Source organism: Paraburkholderia unamae (assembly GCF_003268775.1).
Lineage (GTDB): Bacteria > Pseudomonadota > Gammaproteobacteria > Burkholderiales > Burkholderiaceae > Paraburkholderia > Paraburkholderia unamae.
Genome location: NZ_QLSU01000027.1, coordinates 60824 through 77132 on the forward strand (window position 1 = coordinate 60824; position 16309 = coordinate 77132).

The 16309-nt window shown below is 66.5% G+C and carries 12 protein-coding genes; 7 read left to right on the top strand and 5 right to left on the bottom strand.

Translation table 11 applies throughout. From position 1 onward, the window contains the following. Positions 1 to 52: 52 nt before the first annotated feature. From C7401_RS33120 to pcaC, 3 genes are read left to right on the top strand one after another with little or no spacing between them, the layout of a single operon-like run. Positions 53 to 1408: a 3-carboxy-cis,cis-muconate cycloisomerase gene (locus C7401_RS33120; RefSeq protein WP_112175911.1), complete on the top strand. Its 1356-nt coding sequence runs from the start codon at positions 53 to 55 to the stop codon at positions 1406 to 1408. 29 nt (positions 1409 to 1437) lie between these two features. Then, positions 1438 to 2226: a 3-oxoadipate enol-lactonase gene (gene pcaD, locus C7401_RS33125; protein ID WP_112175913.1), complete on the top strand. Its 789-nt coding sequence runs from the start codon at positions 1438 to 1440 to the stop codon at positions 2224 to 2226. Continuing rightward, complete coding sequence (gene pcaC, locus C7401_RS33130; RefSeq protein WP_112175915.1) at positions 2226 to 2615, top strand: 4-carboxymuconolactone decarboxylase; 390 nt, start codon at positions 2226 to 2228, stop codon at positions 2613 to 2615. The genes pcaD and pcaC overlap by 1 nt, the downstream gene beginning before the upstream one ends. A 37-nt stretch (positions 2616 to 2652) precedes the next feature. On the opposite strand, the gene C7401_RS33135 is transcribed toward pcaC, so the two are convergent. The 3 genes from C7401_RS33135 to aptA form a co-directional block, all read right to left on the bottom strand. Next, positions 2653 to 3744, bottom strand: coding sequence for an NAD(P)/FAD-dependent oxidoreductase (locus C7401_RS33135; RefSeq protein WP_112175917.1), 1092 nt, complete (start codon positions 3742 to 3744; stop codon positions 2653 to 2655). Positions 3745 to 3789: 45 nt separating this feature from the next. Next, positions 3790 to 4038, bottom strand: coding sequence for a hypothetical protein (locus C7401_RS33140; protein ID WP_112175919.1), 249 nt, complete (start codon positions 4036 to 4038; stop codon positions 3790 to 3792). 228 nt (positions 4039 to 4266) lie between these two features. After that, the gene (gene aptA, locus C7401_RS33145) at positions 4267 to 5595 is read right to left on the bottom strand and encodes an omega-aminotransferase AptA (protein ID WP_112175920.1); all 1329 of its coding nucleotides are present in this window, start codon (positions 5593 to 5595) and stop codon (positions 4267 to 4269) included. A 168-nt stretch (positions 5596 to 5763) separates the two neighbouring features. On the opposite strand from aptA, the gene C7401_RS33150 reads away from it, so the two are divergent. Further along, a complete protein-coding gene (locus C7401_RS33150; RefSeq protein ID WP_112175922.1) occupies positions 5764 to 7167 on the top strand; it encodes an aminotransferase-like domain-containing protein in 1404 nt (467 codons plus the stop codon). A 21-nt stretch (positions 7168 to 7188) separates the two neighbouring features. Here C7401_RS33150 and C7401_RS33155 read toward each other — a convergent pair whose 3' ends face one another. Beyond that, positions 7189 to 9567 (bottom strand): DNA polymerase II, encoded by a 2379-nt coding sequence (locus C7401_RS33155; protein ID WP_112175924.1) that lies wholly within the window; start codon positions 9565 to 9567, stop codon positions 7189 to 7191. A 132-nt stretch (positions 9568 to 9699) separates the two neighbouring features. Further along, the gene (locus C7401_RS33160; protein WP_112175926.1) at positions 9700 to 10317 is read right to left on the bottom strand and encodes a LysE family translocator; all 618 of its coding nucleotides are present in this window, start codon (positions 10315 to 10317) and stop codon (positions 9700 to 9702) included. Between the two features lie 287 nt (positions 10318 to 10604). On the opposite strand from C7401_RS33160, the gene C7401_RS33165 reads away from it, so the two are divergent. Genes C7401_RS33165 through C7401_RS33175 form a run of 3 tightly spaced genes read left to right on the top strand, consistent with a single transcriptional unit; the run spans position 10605 to position 16289 of the window. Then, complete coding sequence (locus C7401_RS33165; RefSeq protein WP_112175928.1) at positions 10605 to 11714, top strand: efflux RND transporter periplasmic adaptor subunit; 1110 nt, start codon at positions 10605 to 10607, stop codon at positions 11712 to 11714. Beyond that, positions 11711 to 14791 (top strand): efflux RND transporter permease subunit, encoded by a 3081-nt coding sequence (locus tag C7401_RS33170; RefSeq protein ID WP_112175930.1) that lies wholly within the window; start codon positions 11711 to 11713, stop codon positions 14789 to 14791. The genes C7401_RS33165 and C7401_RS33170 overlap by 4 nt, the downstream gene beginning before the upstream one ends. Beyond that, a complete protein-coding gene (locus C7401_RS33175) occupies positions 14778 to 16289 on the top strand; it encodes an efflux transporter outer membrane subunit (RefSeq protein WP_181565759.1) in 1512 nt (503 codons plus the stop codon). Before C7401_RS33170 ends, C7401_RS33175 begins: the two co-directional genes overlap by 14 nt. Positions 16290 to 16309: the final 20 nt, after the last annotated feature.

Sequence of the window (16309 nt, forward strand, 5' to 3'; positions counted from 1 at the left end):
GCTTCGTTCCATCCGCAGCTGAACGCCTGCTATTTTCTTCGCGCCACATTCCATGATTGAACGCCTGACGAGCCTGATTTGCGGGACCGAGCCGATGAACGCCGTGTGGTCGACAGACGCCACGCTGCAACGCATGCTCGACGTCGAGGCGGCGCTTGCGCGCGCCTGCGCCGTGCATGGCGTGATTCCGCAGTCGGCGGTGGCGGCGATCGTCGCGGCGTGCGCCGCGGACCAGCTCGACGCGCCCGCGCTTGCGCGCGACGCCGCGCTCGGCGGCAATCTGGCGATCCCGCTCGTCAAGCAGCTCACGGCGCGCGTGAAAGCCGCCGATCCTGAAGCCGCCAAGTATGTTCACTGGGGCGCCACGAGCCAGGACATCATCGATACGGCCACCGTGCTGCAATTGCGCGACGCGTTCGCGCTCGTCGAGCAGGGCATCGATTCGACCTGTGCGAAGCTGGCCGACCTCGCGCGCGCGCATCGCGCCACGCCCGCCGTGGGGCGCACGTGGTTGCAGCAGGCGCTGCCCATCACGCTCGGCCTGAAGTTCGCACAATGGCTCGACGCGATGCTGCGTCATCGCGAACGCCTCGGCGCGCTGCGCGAGCGCGCGCTCGTGCTCCAGTTCGGCGGCGCGGCCGGCACGCTCGCGAGCCTGCGCGACGCCGCGCCCAAGGTGAGCGCGGCGCTTGCACAGGAACTTGGCCTCGCGCAGCCCGCCTTGCCGTGGCACACGCAGCGCGATCGCATTGCCGAAGCCGCCTCGTTCTTCGGCATGCTGATCGGCACGCTCGGCAAGATCGCGCGCGATATCTCCCTGCAAATGCAGACCGAAATCGGCGAGCTGGCCGAACCGGCCGCAGCGGGCAAGGGCGGCTCCTCGACCATGCCGCACAAGCGCAACCCCGTGGGTTGCGCCGCTGTCCTCACGGCCGCGACGCGCGCGCCGGGCCTCGTCGCGACCGTATTCGCGGGCATGGTCCAGGAACACGAGCGCGCGCTCGGCGGCTGGCAGGCCGAGTGGGACGCGCTGCCCGATCTCGCGCGCCTGGCCGGCGGCGCACTCGCGCAGATCGAACAAATCGCGGCCGGGCTCGAAGTGCGGCCCGAGCGCCTCGCGGCGAATCTCGACGTCACGCACGGCCTGATTCTCGCCGAGGCGGTCATGCTCGCGCTCGGCGACCGGATCGGCCGGCTCGACGCGCATCATCTCGTTGAGCACGCATCGAAATCGGCGGTGCAAAGCGGCCGCACGCTCTACGAAGTGCTGGCGGCGGACCCCGCCGTCACCCGTCATCTGGACGAAGCGCGCCTGAAGGCGCTGCTCGATCCGGCCAATTACGTGGGCGAGGCGCATGCTTTCGTCGACGCGGTGCTCGCGTCGTATGAGCAACGCGCGTCCAATTGATCAAAGCAGACACACGAGGAGTAACACGCATGCCTTACGCAGCCGTCAACGACACGCAATTGTTTTACCGCATCGACGGTGCGGCGAACACCACGGCGCCGTGGCTGGTTCTGTCGAATTCGCTCGGTAGCGACGTGTCGATGTGGACGCCGCAGCTCGTCGAATTCGCGAAGCACTTCCGCGTGCTGCGCTACGACACGCGCGGCCACGGCCACTCGGCGGCGCCGAAGGGCCCGTACACGATCGAGCAGCTCACGGGCGACGTGATCGGCCTGATGGACCATCTCGGCATCGAGCGCGCGCATTTCGCGGGCGTTTCGATGGGCGGCCTGACCGGCGTGGGCCTGGGCGCGCGTTTCGGCAATCGCATCGATCGCCTCGTGCTGTGCAACACGGCCGCGAAGATCGGCACGCCTGAAGTGTGGGTGCCGCGTGCGGCGAAGGCGCGCAACGAAGGCATGCTCGCGCTTGCCGACGCCGTGCTGCCGCGCTGGTACACGGCCGAATTCATGACGCAGAACCCGCTCGTGATCGCCCAGGCGCGCGACGTGCTCGTGCATACCGACAACGAAGGCTACGCGTCGAACTGCGACGCCATCAACGCTGCCGACCTGCGCGGCGAAGCGGCCTCGATCAAGGCGCCCACGCTCGTGATCTCGGGCACGCACGATCTCGCGGCCACGCCCGCGCAAGGCCGCGAACTGGCGGAGTCGGTGCCGGGCGCGCGCTATGTCGAGCTCAACGCGTCGCACATTTCGAACGTCGAACTGGCCGACGAGTACAACAAGCTCGTGGTCGATTTCCTGCTGGGGGCGTGATGAACGACGAAGATCGCTACGAAGCGGGCATGAAGGTGCGCCGCGCGGTGCTGGGCGACGCCCACGTCGATCGCTCGATCGCGAACCGCACGGAAGTGACCGAGGAATTCCAGAACCTCATCACGCGCTACGCGTGGGGCGAGATCTGGACGCGCGAAGGCTTGCCGCGCCATACGCGCAGCCTGCTGACGATCTCGATGATGGTCGCGCTCAACCGCAGCGAGGAGCTTGCACTGCATCTGCGCGCCGCCCGCAACAATGGCGTGACGCGCGACGAGATCAAGGAAGTGCTGCTGCAAACGGCCATCTATTGCGGCGTGCCCGCGGCGAATTCGGCGTTCCATCTCGCCGATCGCATTTTCCGCGAGCAGGACGAAGAGCAGGGCTGACCCCGCTGCGACCGAACGCGGGGCCACGGTTCCGCGTTCAGTCGAATACCGGCGACTCCACGCCGAGCACCTTGTGCAGGTGCGTGCTGGTTGTCGTGTATTGCAGATGAATTTTCTTCTCGGGAAAGACGTGATGCGCCGCGCCGAATGCGGCGAGCGCGGCTTCGTGAAAGCCCGAGAGAATCAGTTTCTTCTTGCCGGGATAGGTATTGATGTCGCCCACGGCGAAGATGCCGGGCACGCTCGTTTCGAAGCGCGCCGTATCCACGGGCAACTGCTTGCGCTCGATTTCGAGGCCCCATTGCGCGATGGGCCCGAGCTGCGGCGACAAGCCGTAAAACACCAGCAGGCAATCGAGCTCCAGCGAGCGCGTGACGCCGTCGCCGCCCGTCACCTTGATGCGCGTGAGCTTGCCGCCTTCGTCGTCGAACCCGCTGACCTGGCCGACGATCGACTGCATGCGCCACGCTTCGCATAACGCCTGCATTTTCGCAACCGTTGCCGGGGCCGCGCGAAACGACTCGCGCCGGTGCAGCAGAATCACGCTCTGCGCGATGTCCACGAGTTGCAACGCCCAGTCGAGCGCGGAATCGCCGCCGCCGCACACCACGATATCCTTGTCGCGAAAGCGTTCGGGGTCGCGCACGCGATAGAAAAGCTGCGTGTCGCGATACTGGTCGATGCCGCTCACCTTGAGCGTGCGCGGCTGGAACGAGCCCACGCCCGCCGCGATGAATACGGTCTTCGCGAGAAAGCGCGTGCCTTTGCTCGTCTGCACGAAAAAGCGGCCGTCGCCGCGCCGCTCGACGACCTGCACTTCCTGACCAAGATGAAACGTTGCGCCAAACGGCTCGATCTGCTTCATCAGTGCGTCGACGAGTTGCTGCCCCGTGCACATGGTGACGGCGGGAATGTCGTAGATCGGCTTGTCGGGGTAGAGCTCCGCGCACTGGCCGCCCGCCACGGGCAGCGAATCGACCACGTGCGCGTGAATGTCCTGCAAGCCTAGCTCGAACACCTGGAACAGGCCCACCGGCCCCGCGCCAATAATGAGCGCATCGGTTTCAATGGTTTCGGTGGCTTCGGTCGTTCCGGTGGGCGGGGGAAGATGAGCGTTGCGCTCGTTCATCGGCGAGCTCTCCTTGCAAGACGAAGGGGAAAACGTTCAAGACTCCTACTCTTCGGGCTGCACGTCGGCCACGTAACGGCGCAGGCAGGCGAGCAGCGCGGCTTCCTCGGCGCGGCTCGCGGCGTCGCTGGCCGAGCCCGCGTCGCGTTCCTCACCGAACATGGACGCGGGCGCCGGGATCGTATCGACCTCGCGGCCGTCGCGGAAAACACGGATCTGCTGGGTCGCTTCCGAATATTCGGCGATCCAGTGGACGCCCTCGATATGGGCGCCGGTGCGCACTGGCATCTTCATGGGATTCCCTCCTCGCACAATGGGCTAAGCGCGCGTGAATGGCGCGCTCGCCTGGCAGATAGGGAAACGATACGCCGATGGCGTGTTCCGTGCTTGATGAGTGGCGCAGCGCGGCGAGTGGCGCGGTTGCCGCGAAACAGGGCGCACGTACGAAGCGCCGCCGCACGATCGGCGTCCGCAAAAAAAAAGCGGCCCGAACCCGGGCCGCCCTTGCACGCGTGGCGCCGCTTACTGCACCGTGGCGAGCACGTCGCGCACCGTGCCGAACAGGCGCGCAATTTCTTCCTCGGTCACGATCAGCGGCGGCGAGAACGCCAGGATGTCGCCCGTGAAGCGGATCAGCACGCCCGCCTCGAAGCACTTCACGAAAACTTCGTAAGCGCGTGCACCGGGCGCGCCGTCGCGCGAATCGAGTTCGATGCCGGCCACGAGGCCGAGGTTGCGCACGTCCTTCACGTGCTTCTCGCCGCGCAGCGCGTGCGCGGCGGCCTCGAACTTCGGCGCGAGGGCGTTGGCGCGCTCGAACAGGCCTTCACGGCGATACAGGTCCTGCGTCGCGATCGCGGCGGCGGCGGCGAGCGGGTGCGCCGAGTAGGTGTAGCCGTGGAACAGTTCGATTGCGCCGGGCGCGCCGCTGTTCACGACCGTGTCGTGAACCGTGCGGCTCGCGGCCACGCCGCCCATCGGCACGGCGGCGTTGTTGATCGCCTTGGCCATCGTGATGATGTCGGGCGTCACGCCGAAATACTCGCTGGCGGTGGCCTTGCCGAGGCGGCCGAAGCCCGTGATGACCTCGTCGAAAATCAGCAGGATGCCGTGCTTCGTGCAGATCTCGCGCAGGCGTTGCAGATAGCCTTGCGGCGGAATCAGCACGCCCGTGGAGCCCGCCACCGGCTCGACGATCACGGCCGCGATGGTCGAGGCGTCGTGCAGCGCGACGATGCGCTCCAGGTCCTCGGCCAGATGCGCGCCCCAGGCCGGCTGGCCTTTCGAAAAGGCGTTGTGCTGGAGATCGTGCGTATGCGGCAGATGATCGATGGCGGGCAGCAACTGGCCCGAAAACGCCTTGCGATTGGGCCCGATGCCGCCCACCGAGATGCCGCCGAAGCCCACGCCGTGATAACCGCGCTCGCGGCCGATGAGCTTGGTGCGCTGGCCTTCGCCGCGCGCGCGATGGTAGGCGAGTGCGATTTTCAGCGCGGTGTCGACGGACTCCGAGCCGGAATTGGTGAAGAAGATGCGATCGAGCCCGGCCGGCATGATTTCGGCGACCTTTTTGGCGGCCTCGAAAGCGAGCGGGTGACCCATCTGGAAGGTGGGGGCGAAGTCGAGCGTACCGGCCTGCTGGGCGATCGCCGCGACGATTTCCTCGCGCCCATGGCCCGCGTTCACACACCAAAGCCCCGCGCTGCCGTCGAGCACTTCGCGGCCGTCGGTCGTGCGGTAGTACATGCCCTTGGCCGATTCGAGCAGGCGCGGCGCGGCCTTGAACTGGCGGTTGGCCGTAAACGGCATCCAGAACGACGACAGGTCGTCGATGACGGGGCGCGAAGTCATGGGTAATCCTCCTCGGGTTGATTCGTGCAACTGTAGCGTCCGGGCTTGAAGCACGGCATACACAGTCCCTATACTGATCCAAAAACCGTGCTGGACAATTCGCGCCAACTGTATTGGTCGGCGCCCGGATCGCCCGGGTTTTCCCTCGCACCATCGCCCTGTTTTTCCATGATCGAACTCGCACTGGAGCGCGGACGCGGCGCTTCGACCACGCTCGTCGAGCAACTCGTGCTGGCTTTCACGCGCGCCATCGAGGCGCAAACGCTGCGCGCGGGCGCGCTGCTGCCCTCGGTACGGCAGCTCGCGCAAACGCATGCGCTCTCCACCTATACCGTGACGGAGGCGTACAACCGGCTCGTCTCGATGGGTTTCGTGGTCGCGCGGCGCGGCTCGGGCTACCGCGTGGCGCCGCGCAGCGAGGCGGTGCCCGCGAGCGTCGCGGGCTGGCAGCCGCCCACGCTCACGGCCACGTGGCTGCTCTCCGATGTCTACGCCGATCACTCGGTGCCGATCAAGGCGGGTTGCGGCTGGGTGCCCGGCGAATGGATCAACGAAAGCGGCCTGCACCACGCCCTGCGCGCGATGGGCCGCGTGCCCGCCGTGCGCCTGGGCGACTATGGGCACCCCTACGGCTATGCGCCGCTGCGCGAACGCATCGCGGCGCAACTGGACCGCCAGGGGCTGCCCGTCGAGGTGTCGAACGTCCTGCTGACCCAGGGCGCGACGCAGGGGCTCGACCTGATCGTGCGCACGCTGTTGCGCCCCGGCGACGCGGTGCTGGTGGAAGACCCCGGTTATTGCAACCTGCTACAGATCCTCAAACTCGCCGGGCTCGTGGTGCACGGCGTGCCGCGCACGCCGGCGGGGCTCGACATCGACGCGCTGGAGCGCCAGGTGGCCGCGCACCAGCCGAAAGCCATTTTCGTGAACACGACGCTCCAGAACCCCACGGGCGCGACCTTCACGATGGCCAATGCCTTCCGCCTCTTGCAGATCACCGAGCGACAGCGCATGTGGGTCGTGGAGGACGACGTGAGCCGCGAGCTTGCGCCGCCGGGCGCGCCGCTTCTCGCCGCGATGGAGGGCTTGCAGCGCGTGCTTTACGTGGGCGGCTTTTCGAAGACGGTCACGCCCTCGCTGCGCTGCGGCTACGTGGTCGCGGAGCGCGACGTGCTGCGCGAACTGGCGCGCGCGAAGATGGCAGTGGGGCTTACGTCGTCGGGGACGATCGAGCGGGTTGTCGACAAGGTGCTGCTCGAAGGGCGCCACGCGCGCCACGTCGAACTCGTGAACGAGCGGCTCAAGGCCGCGCACGCGTGCGTGGAGGAGCGGCTCGACGCGCTTGGGCTGGAAGTGTTCCACCGGCCGCGCGCGGGGCTTTTCGTGTGGGCGCGGCTTGGCGTCGAGCCCGGGCGCGCGGGCGAGATCGCCACGGCGGCGCTGCGCGACGGCATCTGGCTTGCGCCTGGCTCCTATTTCCGGCCCGACGACGCGCCGAGCGCGTGGTTTCGCTTCAACGCGCCGTATTCGATGGACGACGCGCTCTGGCGGTTCATCGAGCGTGTGCGTTAGGGGGCGGAGCAGGGCGCGTGATTAGAACAAACTCTGCTGGCCCGACATCAGCGTGTCGAAATCCTCGCGCAGGAAGGGCAGAATCGCGTCGGCCACGGGCTGTAGCTGGCGGCTCACGTAGAACGTGTAATCGAGCGGCGAGCTGAGCGTTTCGAGCGGCTCGGGCCCCGCCGTCGTCATCACGTAGCTGATCCAGCCGCCGTTCTGATACTGGAGCGGACGGCCTTTGGCCCGATTGAACTCGTCAGCGACGCGCGCCGCCCGCACGTGCGGCGGCACGTTGCGCTGGTATTCGACGAGCGGCCTGCGCAGGCGCTTGCGGTAGACGAGTTGCGCGTCCAGTTCGCCATTGAGCGTGCGCCGCACATAGTCGCGGATGTACTCCACGTGCGGTTCGCGCTGGAAAATGCGGCGATAAAGCTCGCGCTGAAACTCCTGCGCGAGCGGCGTCCAGTCGGTGCGCACGGTTTCGAGGCCTTTGAACACGACTTCCTCGGCGCCGCTCTTCGAAATCGTCAGGCCTGCGTAGCGTTTCTTGCTGCCTTCCTCGGCGCCACGCACCGTAGGCATGAGAAAGCGCGAGTAGTGGCGCTCGAATTGCAGTTCCAGCGCGCTTTCCAGGCCGTAGCGCTCGCGCAGTTCGTGCTTCCACCACGCGTTGACGTGCTCGACGAGCCGCTTGCCGGTTTGTGCGGCGTCGGCCTCGCTGTGCGCGTGCCGCAGCCACACGAAGGTCGAATCGGTGTCGCCGTAAATCACGTCGTAGCCCTGTGCTTCGATGAGCGCGCGCGTTCTGCGCATGATCTCGTGCCCGCGCATCGTGATTGACGAAGCGAGACGCGGATCGAAGAAGCGGCAGCCCGTCGAACCCAGCACGCCGTAGAACGCGTTCATGATGATCTTGAGCGCCTGCGAAAGCGGGGCGTTGTGCTGGCGTTTCGCGTTCTCGCGTTCTTCCCAGACCTGGCGCACGATTTCCGGCAGGCAGTGCTGCTCGCGGGAGAAGCGCGCGCCGAGAAAGCCCGCCACCGAGGCCTCGTCGCCAGGGTCGCGCAGGCCTTCGATCAGCCCGACCGGGTCGATCAGAAACGTACGGATGATCGACGGATACAGGCTCTTGTAGTCGAGCACGAGCACCGAGTCGTAGATGCCGGGGCGCGAGTCCATGACGAAACCGCCGGGACCGTTTTCGCCCACGACGTCACCGAGATTCGGCGCCACGAAGCCCAGCCGGTGCATCTTGGGCAGATACAGGTGCGTGAACGCGGCGACCGAGCCGCCGCTGCGATCGGCGGGCAGCCCGGTCACGGACGCGCGTTCGAGCAGGAACGCAATCAGCTCGGTCTTTTCGAAGACGCGCGTGACCAGTTCGCAGTCCTTGAGGTTGTAGCGTGCGAGCGCGGGCTTGTCTTCGTCGAAGCGGCGCTGGATCTCGTCCATGCGCTGATACGGGTTGTCGATCGACTTGCCTTCGCCCAGCAACGCCTGCGAGACATATTCGAGGCTGAACGAAGGGAAGCTCCACGTGGCCGAGCGCAGCGCCTCGATGCCGTCGATGATGAGGCGGCCCGCGGCGCCCGCGAAAAAGTGGTTCTCGCGCATGCCGTGCTCGCGCCACTCCATGACCTCGCCGCCGCGCCCGAGCCGCAACGGCACGCCGGTTTGCTGCGCGTGGGCGTGCAGCACGCGCAAATCGAACTGCACGAGATTCCAGCCGATGATCGCGTCGGGATCGTGCTGAGCCATCCACGCGTTGAGGCGCTCGAGCATGTGCGCGCGGCTCTCGCAGTATTCGAAGTCGAAGTCGAGCGTATCCGCGTTGCCGTTCGCGGGCCCGAGCATGTAGACCTGCCGCTGCCCGCAGCCTTCCAGTGCGATGGAGTAAAGCTCGCCTTGCGCGCTCGTTTCGATATCGAGCGACACGAGCTTCAGGCGCGGGCGATAACCGTTCGCGGGTTTCATCTCGCCGTCGATCAGCACGCCGCCGCTTTCGGCGTTCACCGCCGCTTCACCGCGAAACAGCACGGGCGCAGTGATGAAGCGCTCCATCATGTAGCGCTCGTGCGGTTGAATATCGGCTTCGTAGACATCCACGCCTGCTTTCGCGAGGCGCTTCGCGTGGCCGGCGAGCGCGCGATACTGCGGGCAATAGAGGCCAAGCACCGGGCGGTGCTGGAAGTCGCGCAGCGCAAGCGTGCGAAACTCGGCGCGCGCGTCGCCCTTCAACGCAACGCGGGCGGCCGCCTCCTGCGCGGCGGGGACGAAGGCGACAGAAGGCTGCGGACGCAGGCGCAAGCGGCGTGGTCCCGCTTCGGTCGCGAGCCAGAACTCGACCTCGGTGTGTTCGCCCGTATCGCGCCAATGGCGGGTGAGAATAAAACCCGCTTCAAACTCAGACAAAGTGTGACTCCGCCGCCCATGTTTCCCGCTTGCGATTGTAGCGGTTGAGCGGCGCCTTAACCGCGAAAATACGCGGAAAACAACGTGCGGAACGACGTACGAAGCGACGTACGAAACGACGTCGAGGCAGGCTTAATACCCGAGCAGATGCGCGAACATCGGATACAGCGAAACGAGCAGCGAGAGCGCCATGGCGACGTTGAAGGCGCGCAGCCGCCGCGGGTTCGAGAGAAAGCGCCGCATGCCGGTGCCGAACGCGGCCCACACGCAGATGCAAGGCAGCCCGATCACATAGAACAGGCCCGCCATCACCATCGTGTTGAGGCCGAAGTCCTTAGAAAGGCGGATCGTGGTGGCGGCCGTGAGCACCATCATCCACGCCTTGGGGTTGACCCACTGGAACGCGATGGCTTCATGAAAGCGCATGGGCCGGTGTTCGCCGCTTTTCACCTTGAGGTCGCCCGAGGTGCCGATTTTCCACGCGAGATAAAGCAGATAGGCAATGCTCGCCGTTTCCAGCACGACGTAGAGCGCCGGAATGTGCCGGAACATTTCGCCAAGCCCGAAGCCCACCGAGAGCATGAGCACCACGACGCCCGCGCTGATGCCGAGAATGTGCGGCACTGTGCGGCGAAAACCGAAGTTGACGCCGGAGGCGAGCAGCATGGTGTTATTGGGGCCGGGCGTGATGGTCGTGACCACGACGAAGAGCATGCCGGCGGGCAACGCGCTGTACAGTTCGGGCGGCATAGGGCGGGAGGCTCCGGGAAAAATGCAGAATCGACCGAAGCCAGTGTATCGGGAGTGCGCGGTACAGTACCGGTACAGTTGCGAGAACGGTGGGCGGTACGGATTGGCGGGGGATTGTCGGGAACTGTCCGGCTGGCCGCGTTCGAATTTCGCCGCGCGAGAATCCGCTATGCTCGGCTCTGGTCATAAGGATTGGCATCGGCACCGGTCATTCACGGTCGAACGTTAGCGAACGCGTGGCGATAAGCGTTCGACCGATGATCAGTCGACTGATTGCGAGGACGCGAATGAGCGGTCAGGATGCCTTTTCAACCCTTCCAGCCTTGAAGCCCGGCACGTCGCGGCCGGCGCTTGTGATCGCGCTCGCGCTCGTCACCGTGCTGGCGGCCTGTGGCAAGCCTGCGCCAACCGAGCAGGTGCGCGAGCCGCGCCCGGTCGAACTGATCGCCGTCGGCACCAGCGGCGCGAGCGAATTGCGCGTGTTCGCAGGCCAGGTCGAAACGACCAATATCTCCGCGCTCGCCTTCGAGGTGCCGGGACGCGTCGTGCAGATCGCCGTGCTCGACGGCGCGCGCGTGCGCGAAGGCCAGTTGCTCGCCCGCATCGACGACGAGCCGTACCGGCTCCAGGTGCAGCGCGCCGAGGCGCAATACAACCAGCTCGCCGAGGACCTCAAGCGCAAGGCCGTGCTGCGCGACGAAAACATCCTCTCCGGCGCGGGGTATGACCAGCTCAAGGCCGCTGCCGATATCGCGCGCGCGCAACGCGACCTCGCGCGCCGCGATCTGCGCAATACCCGGCTCGTGGCGCCGTTTGACGGCCGCATCGCGCGCCGCACGATCGAAACGCAGCAAATGGTGCAGGCCGGCGCGCCCGTTTTCACGCTCGAAGCGACTTCGCGCCTGGAGGTGGGCGTGGCGCTGCCGCAGAACGTGGCCGAGTCGCTGCCGTTCGACCGCACGCTACAGGCGCGCGCCTGGCCGCCCGATCGGCCCTCGACGGTGTTTCCGCTCGTCTATCGTGAGCACTCCACGCTGGCCACGCCCGCCGGCAGCGTGTATCGCCTGCTGTTCTCGCTGGCGCGGCCCGAACAGTTGACGCTGCTGCCAGGCATGGCGCTGCGCGTGAGCATCGACGTGCCGGGTTCGCCCGCCGCCCAAAGCGCGTTGATCGTGCCCGTCAATGCGTTGACGGTCGCCGCGGACGGCAGCCGCGCGGTGTGGAAATACGACGCCGCGACGCATCGCGTTCACCGCACCGCCGTCGCGTTGCGCGAGATCCGCCAGAACGATGCTGTCGTGAGCGGCGCGCTGCAAGCGGGCGACCAGGTGGTGGCGGCCGGGGCGCAGTTCGTGAGCGAGGGCGAAGCCGTTCGCCCACTGGAAGCGAACCCATGAATCTCGCGCGAGCGCTCATCGAAAAACCGCTGATTGCATGGACCATTGCATTGGTGTCGCTGATCGGCGGCATCGTTGCCTATATCGACATCGGCCGCCTCGAAGATCCGAAGTTCACGATCAAGACGGCGGTGGTGGTCACGCTCTATCCCGGTGCCAGCGCACGGCAGGTGGAAAGCGAGGTGACCGACCGCATCGAAAGCGCCGTGCAGCAGCTGGAGCAGGTGGACTTCATCCGTTCGCGTTCGATGGCGGGTTATTCCGAAGTGCGGGTGCAGATTCGCGACCAGTACGCGTCGAAGCAATTGCAGCAGATCTGGGAGCAGTTGCGCCGCCAGGTGAACGACGTGACGCCGCGTCTGCCGCCGGGCGCGGGGCCGCCCATTGTGTTCGACCGTTTCGGCGACGTGTATGGCATGTTCTACGCCATTACGGGCAAGGGCTATTCACAGGCGCAGCTTTTCGATTACGCGCGCGAGTTGCGCAAGGAACTGCTCACCATTCCGGACGTGGCGGATATCGTCATCGCGGGCAATCAGCAGGAGCAGGTCACGATCACGGCCGATCAGGCCTTGCTGGCGGCGAACAATCTTTCGCCGGACGACATTGCCCAGGCGCTCGGCGTGCAAAACGAAATACGCACCGCGGGCCGCGAGCGCGTGGGCGATCAGTTGATCCGCCTCGCGCCAACCGGCACGCTCGACACGCTCGCGGCCGTTCGCGCGTTGCCGGTGGGCACGACACCCGGCGAGCTGCTGCTTGGAGACGTGGCCCGCGTGCATTCCGGCTATGCCGCCGTGCCAACGCAAGCGATTCGCTACAACGGTCAGGATGCCTTGACGATCGGCATTAGCGCGCGCTCCGGCGTGAATGTCGTCAAGGTCGGCCAGGAGGTGAAAGAGCGGTTGCAAGAACTCGAACGCGCCCGGCCGCTCGGCATCGAGCTACACGTGCTCTACGACCAGCCCGACGCCGTCGATGCGGCCGTGCGCGGCTTCGTGCTCGACGTCATGCTCTCGGTCGGCATCGTGACCGTGGCGCTCGGCATCGGTCTCGGGTGGCGTGCGGGCGTCGTGCTCGGCATCGAACTGTTTCTCTCGATTCTCGGCACGCTGTTCGTGATGTATGCGGCAGGCATCGAGTTACAGCGCATCTCTCTCGGCGCGCTCATCATCGTGATGGGGATGCTCACCGACAATTCCATCGTCGTTTGCGAAGGCATGCTCGTGCGCGTGGAGAAAGGGCTCTCGCATGTCGAGGCCGCCGCGCAGGTGCTCAAGCAGGGGAAGTGGTTGCTGCTCGCCTCCACGGTGGTCGGCATTCTCGCGTTTTCGGGCATCGGCATGTCGCCCGACGCGGTCGGGGAATTTTGCGCGTCGCTGTTCGCGGTCGCGGCCATCTCGCTGCTCCTGAGCTGGGTCATCGCGATCGCGCTCACGCCTTTGCTGGGGCATTATTTTTTTCGCCGCAAGGAGGGCGAGCAGGCGGACCCGTTCGACGCGCCGCTGTATCGCCGCTACGGGCGGTTGCTCGGCTGGGTCGAGCGCAGGCGCCTGTGGGTGATCGGCTTCATGGTGGTGCTGCTGGCCGGTTGCGTCTGGGGCTTTCAGTTCGTCGAGCAGAGCTTTTTTCCGGCGTCGACCAATCCGATTTTCTACGTGGACATGCGCCTGCCGCGCGGCGCGGATATCCGCACGGTAATGGAGCGCTCGAAAGGACCGGAAAAGCTGTTGCTCTCGCAAACAGGCGTGGTGAACGTCGGCACCTACATCGGCGGCGGCGCGACGCGTTTCATTCTGGTCTACGACCCCGAGACGCAGGACCCCTCGTACGCGCAATTCATCGTGACGGTGGACGACGCCTCGCGCATCGACAGCATGATCCCGTCGCTCGATGCCGAGTTGCGCAAGCGCTTTCCCGACGTTAGCTGGTCGGTCACGCGGCCGAACTTCGGCCCCTCGAGCGGGCTGCCGATCCAGGCGCGCTTTCTCGGTCCCGATCCGGCCGTGCTGCGCAGCCTGGGCGTGCAGGCTGAAGCCGTGCTGCACAAGGACGCCGGTCTGCAATCGATACGCGACGACTGGGAAAACCCCGTCAACGTGGTGCGCCCGGTGTTCGACGACACGCGCGCCCGCGCACAGGGCGTCACGCGACGCCAGCTCAACGACACCTTTGCGTATGCGACCGAAGGTCTACGCATCGGCATCTTCCGCGACAACGATCTGCTGCTCCCGGTCGTACTCGACGAACCGCCCGGCAAGAGCGGCGTGGAGCGCTTCGCGGGCCTTCAGGTGTTCAGCCTCGGCCAGCGCCGCTATGTGCCGGTCTCGGACGTGCTCACAGGCATCACGTACGGCACCGAAGACGGCCTGATCTCGCGGCGCGACCGCATCCGCACGCTGACCGTATCGGCGGGCACGCGTTATGGCGAAAACAGCGTCGCCGCTTTCGAGCGCATTCGCGCGCCCATCGAGGCAATCCGCCTGCCGCCGGGCTACCGGCTCGAATGGGGTGGCGAGTACGAGTCGTCGAACAAGGCAAAGGAAAGCCTGTTCCGCCAGTTGCCGATCGGCTTTGCCGCCATGCTCCTGCTCGTGCTGTTCATGTTCGGGCGGCTCAAGCCCGCGTTGATCGTGCTGCTCGTCGTGCCGATGTCGATCTGCGGGGTCACGCTCGGACTCCTGATCTTTCGCGGGGCGTTCGGCTTCATGTCGCTGCTCGGGCTGCTCAGCCTCATCGGCATGCTCATCAAGAATGGCGTGGTGCTCGTCGATGAAATCGATCTTCAGATTGCCTCCGGCGTGCCGCGCATGCGCGCGGTGATCGACGGTTCGAAAAGCCGCCTGCGTCCGGTCGCGCTGGCGGCGGGCACGACCATACTCGGCATGGTGCCGCTGCTGTGGGACCCGTTTTTCAAGGACATGGCGATCACGATGATGGCGGGCCTGGCGTTCGCAACGGTGCTGACGATGGCTGCGGTGCCCGCGCTGTATGTCCAGTTCTTTTCGATTCGTAGCGACGAGACGCAGCCGCGCGAGCCGCGCCACCCGGACGGAGGGCCGCATGAAGCGTCGTGATGCCTGCCACACGGATGCGCGCGCGTGGCCGTTGGCACGCAGGCTCGCAGCGCCCGCGCTCCTTGCCGTGCTCGCCGGATGCAGCGGGCCGTTGAAGCTGGACCGTCCCCCGGACATGCCGGCGCAGTACGAGCAACGCGAGCCCGACACCGCCGCGCCCGCGCAGGCGCCCGACGAAACCGTGCTGGCCAACTGGTGGCTCCAGTACGACGACCCGGCGCTCACCACGCTGATTCAGCGCGCGCTGGAGCACAACTACGATCTCGCGCTCGCGGCCACGCGCGTGGACGACGCCCGCTCGAACATCCTGGCGGCGCGCTCCGCGCTGCTGCCGACGGTGGGCGTGGGCGTGGAAGCCGCGAAGTATCACGGCGGCGAAACGCAACTGGAATTCGCACAGTTTCTGGGCATCACCGATCTCGATGCGCAGTTCTGGCGCGTCGGCTTGCAGACGCAATGGGAGATCGACGTGTTCGGGCGCGGGCGCGCGCGGCTTGCCGCCGCGCGCGCGATGACGCTTGCCGCAGCGGGCGACGCGCAGGCTGCGCGGCTCGCCGTGGTCGCGACCGTGGCCGACGCCTATGTGACGTATCGCGGACTGATCGAGCAGCGCCGCCTGATCGTGCAAAGCCGACAGATCGCAGCGGACTTCGTGGTGATCGCGCAGCACAGCTTCGTGGCCGGCGTGGTGCTGAGCACGGATATCGATGCGGCGCGCGCGGCGCTCGCTCAGGTGCAGGCGCGCGAGCAGGAGGTCAATAGCGCGATCGTGGCGGCGCGCCTGTCCATCGAGCAACTCTGCGCAGCGAAGCCCGGTGAACTGGCGAGCGTGCTCGACGAAACCACCGGACTGCCGCGCGCGCTGCCCGCCATCGCGCCCGGCCAGCCCGTCGATCTGCTCGAACGCCGCCCCGATCTGATCGCCGCGCGCGACCGTCTCTTTGCCAGCATTCGTCAGGCCGATGTCGCGCGCCTGAACTACTGGCCGACGTTTTCATTGAGCGCCGTGCTCGCGCGCAATGGCTGGGAGATCGCGGGCCAGTCTCTCGGGCCGAGCACGCTTTGGCTTTTCGGTGCGGCGGCCATGTTGCCGCTCATCGACTTCGGCGCGCGCGAATCGCGCGTGCAGGCCACCGACGCGCAGGCGCGCGCGGCGGAACTCGCCTATGAAAAGGCCGCAAGCGGCGCGCTTTTCGATGTCGAGCAGGCGCTCGCGCGGCTTTCGCGCCAGGCGCAACTCCAGGCCGCACGCAACGACGAAGTGGCCCAGCGCCGCACGCTGCTCGGCAAGGCGCAAACGCAGTTGCGCGTGGGGGAGGTGGGGCGCATGGACGTGGACCGCGCGCAACTCGCGCTCGCGGACAGCGAGGCCGCGCTCGTGCGCGAGCGCGTGGGTGAATTGAGCGCGCAGATCGCGCTCTTCAGGGCGATGGGCGGCGGCTGGGAAAAAACGGGTACGCCGCTGTCGTTGTCGCCTTCGTTGAGCGCGCTCTGGTAACTGTGGGGTGACAGTGTGGT